Source organism: Intrasporangium zincisolvens (assembly GCF_034724055.1).
Taxonomy (GTDB): domain Bacteria; phylum Actinomycetota; class Actinomycetes; order Actinomycetales; family Dermatophilaceae; genus Monashia; species Monashia zincisolvens.
Map to the genome: position 1 here is coordinate 234,558 of NZ_JAWIIL010000006.1, position 6,143 is coordinate 240,700.

Below are 6,143 nucleotides of genomic sequence, written 5' to 3' on the forward strand. Positions count from 1 at the left end.
CCGTGTGACGGCGACCGAGGGGGCGATCGAGATGTCGGACACGACCGGGCAGGTGGCGGGCACGGGAGAAGGGCTGCCGCGCGCGGCAGAGCGCGCCAGCAGGGTCGCGCGGCGCCGGGTGCTGGCAGGCCTAGGCGGCGGCGCGTCGCTCGCGGTCGCGCAGGCGGCCACGGCGCAGGCGGCGGGAGCACCGGCATCGGCACTGACATCTGCGCCGCCTGCCGCGGCCGTCACGAGCGCTGCGCCGGCGGTGATGGCCACCCTCGGCGCGTCGGCGACCGACCCCGTCCTGCACCTGCTGCGCCGGGCGACCTTCGGCCCGACCCCGGCGCTCGTCGCCGAGGTGCGCGCGACGGGCACGACCGCGTGGCTGGACGCCCAGCTGGCGCCGCTGACGAAGGTGCCGGACACGACGATGGACGGCGTGCTCAAGCGCTGGCCGCGCCTGGGCTGGAGGATCTGGGAGGTGCGCGAGCGGGTCGCGGCGAACGGCTCGTGGGACGTCATGTACGACCTGCTCGAGTCGCACCTGGCGCGGGCGCTGTGGTCGCGGCGGCAGCTGCTCGAGACGGTCGTCGACTTCTGGACCAACCACCTCGTCATCCCGGTGCCGAGCAGCGAGGTCTGGGACAACGCGCACCTGTTCCAGCGCGACGTCGTCCGCAGGAACGCCCTCGGCACGTACACCGCGATGCTGGGCGCGGCGGCACGCCACCCGGCGATGCTCAAGGTGCTCGACAACGCCGACAGCCGCAAGAAGGCCCCGAACGAGAACTACGGCCGCGAGCTGCTCGAGCTGCACACCGTCGGCGCCGGCGCCTACACCGAAGCCGACGTCAGGATGTCGGCGCTGGCCCTCACCGGCCTGTCGGTCGACTCCGAGTCGGGGCTCTACTCCTACAAGCCGCAGCGCCGGTACCTCGGGGCGCTCAAGGTCATGGGCTGGAGCCACGCCAACACCAGCCCCGAGGGCGGCGACGCCGTCGCGACCTCGTACCTCACCTACCTCGCGACCCACCCCGCCACGGCGAAGCGGATCGCGACGAAGCTCTGCATCCGCTACGTCTCCGACACCCCGCCGGCGACGCTCGTGACGAAGCTGGCGCAGGTGTACACCGCCAACAACACGGCGATCGCCCCGGTGCTGCGGGCACTGTTCCTCTCCCCCGAGTTCGCCGCGTCGATCGGCAAGAAGGTACGCACGCCGTACGAGGACGCCCTCGCCTCGTGCCGCATCCTCGGCCTCGGGCCCGAGCCGGTGCCTGCCGACCCGACCAAGGCAGACCTGCGCGGGCTGCTCTGGCTCACAGGGACATTCGGCCAGGCGCCGATGGGCTGGCCTGCGCCCAACGGCTACCCGGACGTCGCCGGGGCACTGGGTGGCGCGTCGAGCACCCTCAACCGCTGGAACTTCCACCTCGGGCTGGCGGGCAGCTGGACCCTCAAGGCCATGCCGCGCCCGGCGCTGTCGACGCTGGTGCCGGCGACCCGTCCCGCCACCTACGGCGCGTTCGTCGAGGCCCTCGCGGCCCGGCTGCTCGTGACGGTCTCGGCCGCCCAGCGCGACGCGATCTGCCGGTTCCTCGAGCACGCGCCCACCGACACGCTCAAGGCCGACGCGGCCGCCCTGTCGTGGCGGCTGCCGTACGTCGTCGCACTCCTGCTCGACTCCCCCACCTTCGCGACCCGCTGAGGACGACGCCATGACCACCAGGCCCGCGACCCCGACGCCCGACGCGTCCGCCGCCGGCTCCCTCGACCCCGCCGTCACCGGAGTGGCCGAGTGCGGCTGCCCGCAGGGCCAGGCGCTCGCCTCGCAGGTCTCCCGTCGGACACTGCTCGCGGGCGCCGGTGCCCTCGGGGCCATCGGTGCCGTCGTCGGCGTCGCGAGCCCCAGCGCGGCCACGCAGCTTGCTTTCGCCGGCACCGACTACACCGGCGACACCGTCGTCGTGGTCAGCCTCCGCGGTGGGTTCGACGGCCTGTCCGCCGTTGCGCCCGTGGGCGATCCGGCCTACGCCGCTGCGCGTCCGACGATCGCCGTGCCGACCTCGCGGGCCATCCAGCTCGACGCGACGTTCGGCTTGCACCCGGCGCTCGCGCCGCTCAAGGCCATCTGGGACCGGGGCGCCCTCGCCGCCGTCCAGGCGGTGGGCCAGACCAACCCGACGCGCTCGCACTTCGAGGCGATGGCCGCGATGGAGAACGCCGCCCCCGGCTCGACGCTCCGCACCGGCTGGCTCGACCGGATGATCGGGCTCACCGGCACGGTGACGACCTTCTCCTCCGCGGCCGTCGGGGCGACGAGCGCGCCGCAGTCGATGCTCGGCCCGAACCCGGAGATCGCGATCCGTCGGGTCGACGACTTCAGTCTGAGCGGCGCGTGGAACGACACCGAGCAGGCCCGGTGGGCCACCGCGCTCTCGGCGCTCTACGCCGGCGCCCCCGCAACGCTCGGTGGGCCCGCCCGCGCCACGCTCGGCGCCCTGGCGACGACGGCGCAGCTCAAGGCGCAGGGCTACACCCCGGAGAACGGCGCCCAGTACCCGAAGGGCGACCTCGGCGACGCGCTGCGCGAGGTGGCCCGGCTCGTCAAGGCGGGCGTCGGGCTGCGGGCGGCGACCGTCGACGTCGGCAACTGGGACATGCACTCCGGCCTCGGCGCCAGCGACTCGGGCTGGATGTTCCGCCAGCTGACCGAGCTCGGCCAGGCGCTGGCCGCCTTCGACCGCGACCTCGGGGCGAAGATGGCCGACGTCACGCTCGTGACGATGAGCGAGTTCGGGCGCCGTGTCGCCGAGAACGCCTCGGGCGGGCTCGACCACGGCCACGGCAACGTCTCGTTCGTCATGGGCGGCGGCGTGCGCGGCGGTCAGGTGTACGGCCGCTGGCCCGGTCTCGCGCCGGCGAACCTCGACCAGGGCGACCTCGCGGGCACGACCGACTACCGGACCGTCCTGGCGGAGGCGCTCGAGAAGCGGGCCGGCCTCGCCACCTCGACGGTGTTCCCCAACCTCCCGACGAGTCGCGTCGGGCTCTTCACGGCCCGCACCTGACGCCTCGAGGCGGCGTCCCGCGTCAGGACACCGTCGGTGGCCAGCGGTGCCGACGCCACGCGTCCCACGACGCGAACCCCTGCGGTGGGTCCCCCACCGGTTCGGTGCCAGCCAGCTCTCCCGGCGTCGGGGCCTCGAAGGCGGCGGCCCACTCGGCCAGCTCGGCGTCGGACATGGGCCACGTCGTGTGCGGCGCCTCGGCCTGGCGGCGGTCGAGCCGGCGGCGCTGCTCGGCCGGGCTGAGCTCGACGTAGCGCAGCTCCACGCTCGCGCCGAGGTCCGCCGCCGCCTGCCGCAGCGCGGACCGCTCGTCCCTGGACCAGAGGCCGTAGTCGATGACGACGTTGCACCCCAGGGCCAGGGCCCGCAGTCCGATCTCGATGAGGCGCCCCTCGATGACGTCCTGGGCCGACGGCGGGTTGTCCGGGCCGTAGAGGGCCTTGACCCACTCGTCCTTCGTCAGGCGCAGCGCCTGCTCATCTGCCTCGATGCGCCGGGCGAGAGTGGTCTTGCCGGTGCTCGGCAGCCCCACGGTCAGGAACAGCGTCGGTCGTGCCACGGCACCTTCCTTCGTCCAGAACCGGGGTCCACGGTCAGGGTGCCGGGTTCTGCCCTCGCCCGCACGCCGACGCGCCCCGGGAAAAGGGGTGGCTGCCGGACCGTCGCGTCCCTAGCGTGTGCGCCCGTGGAGACGATCCCCTACCGACCGCTGCCGATCGACCAGTCCGAGGTGGTGTACGAGCACGGCCCCGACTCGCAGCGCACGCCGGGCATCCCCGAGGGTCGGACGGTCGAGGTCACCCTGCCGGACAGCGCCGTCTACCCCGGCACGTCCCGGCGCGTCTGGGTCCACGTGCCGGCCGGGCACGACGCCGCGACGCCGTCCCGTGTGGTCGTGTTCCAGGACGGCTGGTGGTACCTCGACCCGGAGGGCGAGGTGCGGGCCGGCATCGTGCTGGACAACCTCGTCGGTTCGGGGGCGCTGCCGCCGACGATCGGGGTGTTCGTCGACCCGGGCGTCTTCGCCGACGTGGACGACCCCGACGAGCGGAAGAACCGCAACGCCGAGTACGACGCCTTCGACGACCGGTACGCCGCGTTCCTGCTCGACGAGGTGCTGCCCCTCGTGCAGGACCGCTGGGCGCTGAGCGCCGACCCCGCCGACCGCGCCGTCTGCGGCGGCAGCAGTGGAGGCAACGGCTCGTTCACCGCCGCGTGGACGCGTCCGGACCAGTTCGGCTGTGTCGTCGCCTTCCTGGCCAGCTTCGCCCAGATGCCCGGGGGCAACCCGTACCCGCAGCTCATCGCGGGCTCCCCCGCCAAGCCACTGCGGATCTTCCTGCAGGCCGGCCACCGTGACCTCGGCTGGAACGAGCCGGAGTGGAACTGGCTCGCCGAGAACCTGCGGGTGGCGGCGGCGCTGGCCGAGGCGGGCTACGACGTCCGGCTCGTGCTCGGCGACGGCGGGCACAGCCCCAACCACGGCGGGGTGCTCCTGCCGGACGCGCTGCGCTGGGCCTTCCGACCGAGCGACGCCTCGGAGACAGGCGCGTGACGCTCCCCGGCTCCGCGCCGAGCCCGCTCGACGGTGGCCGGGCCTGCCTGCTCGTCACCGGGGGGCCCGGCGCAGGCAAGTCCACGGTGGCCCGGAGCGTGGCCCGGGTCCTGTCCCGCTCCGCCCTCGTCGAGGGCGACGCCGTCGCCCGGCTCGTCGTCGGCGGCTACGTCTGGCCGCTCGGGGAGCCACCCGAGGAGGCCGCTCGCCAGGTGGCGCTGTGCAACGACAACATCTGCTCCCTCGCGGTGAACATCATGGCCGCCGGCTTCACGCCCGTCATCGACTGGATCGTGCCCGACGCCGAGCAGCTCGAGGTCTACCGCGCCGCCCTCGGCCCACGGCTGCGACTCGTCGTCCTCGACCCCGGCGCCGCCACGTGTGTGGAGCGTGACCGGGAACGGCCGCCGACGGAGCAGTTCGCCTTCGACGGCCACGACCGGCTGCGGGCGGGCATGTGGGCGGGCTTCGGGTCACGGGGATGGTGGCTGGACTCCTCCGGACTCGACCCCGACAGCACCACCCAGCAGATCCTCGACGAGGCGTACGCACGCGCGTCCTGCTGATCCCCGCGACGAGGTCAGGCCCTATACGTTGACGTCGAAGCCGAGGTCGTAGTCGCTCGCAGCGACACCGCCCGACCCCCAGTTCTCGGGAGGGCTCTCCCGCAGCAGGATCGACACGTGCTCACGCGGGATCCCTTGGTGGCCGAGGCGTTCCACGATCTCTCGGTAGAGGGCACGCTTGGCCTCGATGGAGCGTCCGGAGAAGCAGTCGATCGTGACCCGCAGGTACGTGTCGGCGACACCCGTGTGCAGGCCGTTCACCATGGCGTGCGGCTCGAACTCGGCCAGCCGGATGAAGCGGTCGGCCTCCGGGATCCGGAACGCCGCGACGAGCGCTGCATGGACCGCATCGATCAGGGCCACCTGCTCGTCCGGCGTGTAGTGGCGACGGACCTCGATCAGGGTGCTGGGCATGGGTTCCCTTCCGGCATCTGCGTGGTGGTCGCGCCATGCTTCCACGACCGCGACTCCCGTTGGTCGTATGCGCAACTCCTCATCGACGGAATACGTCTGTGCCACAGCGTCTTCGGCTCCTCAGGCTCTTGACATCTCGTTCGAACTGGTGTTCGATTGGGAGATGGGGACAGGGGTAGGTCAGGAGCGTGACGCGATCGGCGAGCTCTCGTCGCTGGCCGTGCTGTACCCGTCCCCCGTCGACGCTGAGGGAGCTCCTGTTCTGGCGCCGGTGCGCCAGCGTNTGACGCGATCGGCGAGCTCTCGTCGCTGGCCGTGCTGTACCCGTCCCCCGTCGACGCTGAGGGAGCTCCTGTTCTGGCGCCGGTGCGCCAGCGTGACCTCCCGATGCTCGAACGCGCGATCCGGCGCGAGATCGCCCGGCACGTGCTGGCCGAGCAGCTACCCGACCTCGTGGCCGAGCTGGTCGAGGCCGCCAGCGACGACCTCACCGCGGCGCCGCTGACCGACCTCGAGGCGCAGTCCGACGCCGAGCTGCGCGTCATCGAGGCC

General features: G+C 73.2%; 6 protein-coding genes. 4 read left to right on the top strand and 2 right to left on the bottom strand.

Translation table 11 applies throughout. The annotated features are described in order from the left end of the window. Positions 1-4: 4 nt before the first annotated feature. A complete protein-coding gene (locus tag RY076_RS17040; RefSeq protein WP_323100184.1) occupies positions 5-1,693 on the top strand; it encodes a DUF1800 domain-containing protein in 1,689 nt (562 codons plus the stop codon). Positions 1,694-1,703: 10 nt separating this feature from the next. Further along, the gene (locus RY076_RS17045) at positions 1,704-3,056 is read left to right on the top strand and encodes a DUF1501 domain-containing protein (protein WP_323100185.1); all 1,353 of its coding nucleotides are present in this window, start codon (positions 1,704-1,706) and stop codon (positions 3,054-3,056) included. Positions 3,057-3,078: 22 nt separating this feature from the next. Here the strand turns inward: RY076_RS17045 and RY076_RS17050 are convergent, their stop codons facing one another. Then, positions 3,079-3,615 (bottom strand): P-loop nucleotide/nucleoside kinase family protein, encoded by a 537-nt coding sequence (locus RY076_RS17050; protein WP_323100187.1) that lies wholly within the window; start codon positions 3,613-3,615, stop codon positions 3,079-3,081. 126 nt (positions 3,616-3,741) lie between these two features. Between RY076_RS17050 and RY076_RS17055 the strand changes: the two genes are divergently transcribed. Both RY076_RS17055 and RY076_RS17060 read left to right on the top strand, forming a co-directional pair. Continuing rightward, positions 3,742-4,611 (top strand): alpha/beta hydrolase, encoded by an 870-nt coding sequence (locus RY076_RS17055; RefSeq protein ID WP_323100188.1) that lies wholly within the window; start codon positions 3,742-3,744, stop codon positions 4,609-4,611. Next, positions 4,608-5,177 (top strand): AAA family ATPase, encoded by a 570-nt coding sequence (locus RY076_RS17060; RefSeq protein WP_323100190.1) that lies wholly within the window; start codon positions 4,608-4,610, stop codon positions 5,175-5,177. The genes RY076_RS17055 and RY076_RS17060 overlap by 4 nt, the downstream gene beginning before the upstream one ends. Positions 5,178-5,198: 21 nt before the next feature. Here the strand turns inward: RY076_RS17060 and RY076_RS17065 are convergent, their stop codons facing one another. Then, entirely contained in the window at positions 5,199-5,591 is a 393-nt protein-coding gene (locus RY076_RS17065; protein ID WP_323100192.1) for a tautomerase family protein, read from the bottom strand. Positions 5,592-6,143: the final 552 nt, after the last annotated feature.

Bases quoted from the DNA above. Each gene is read 5' to 3' on its own strand.
- RY076_RS17045 (WP_323100185.1), top strand. From the start codon at position 1,704: ATGACCACCAGGCCCGCGACCCCGACGCCCGACGCGTCCGCCGCCGGC.
- RY076_RS17065 (WP_323100192.1), bottom strand. From the start codon at position 5,591: ATGCCCAGCACCCTGATCGAGGTCCGTCGCCACTACACGCCGGACGAG.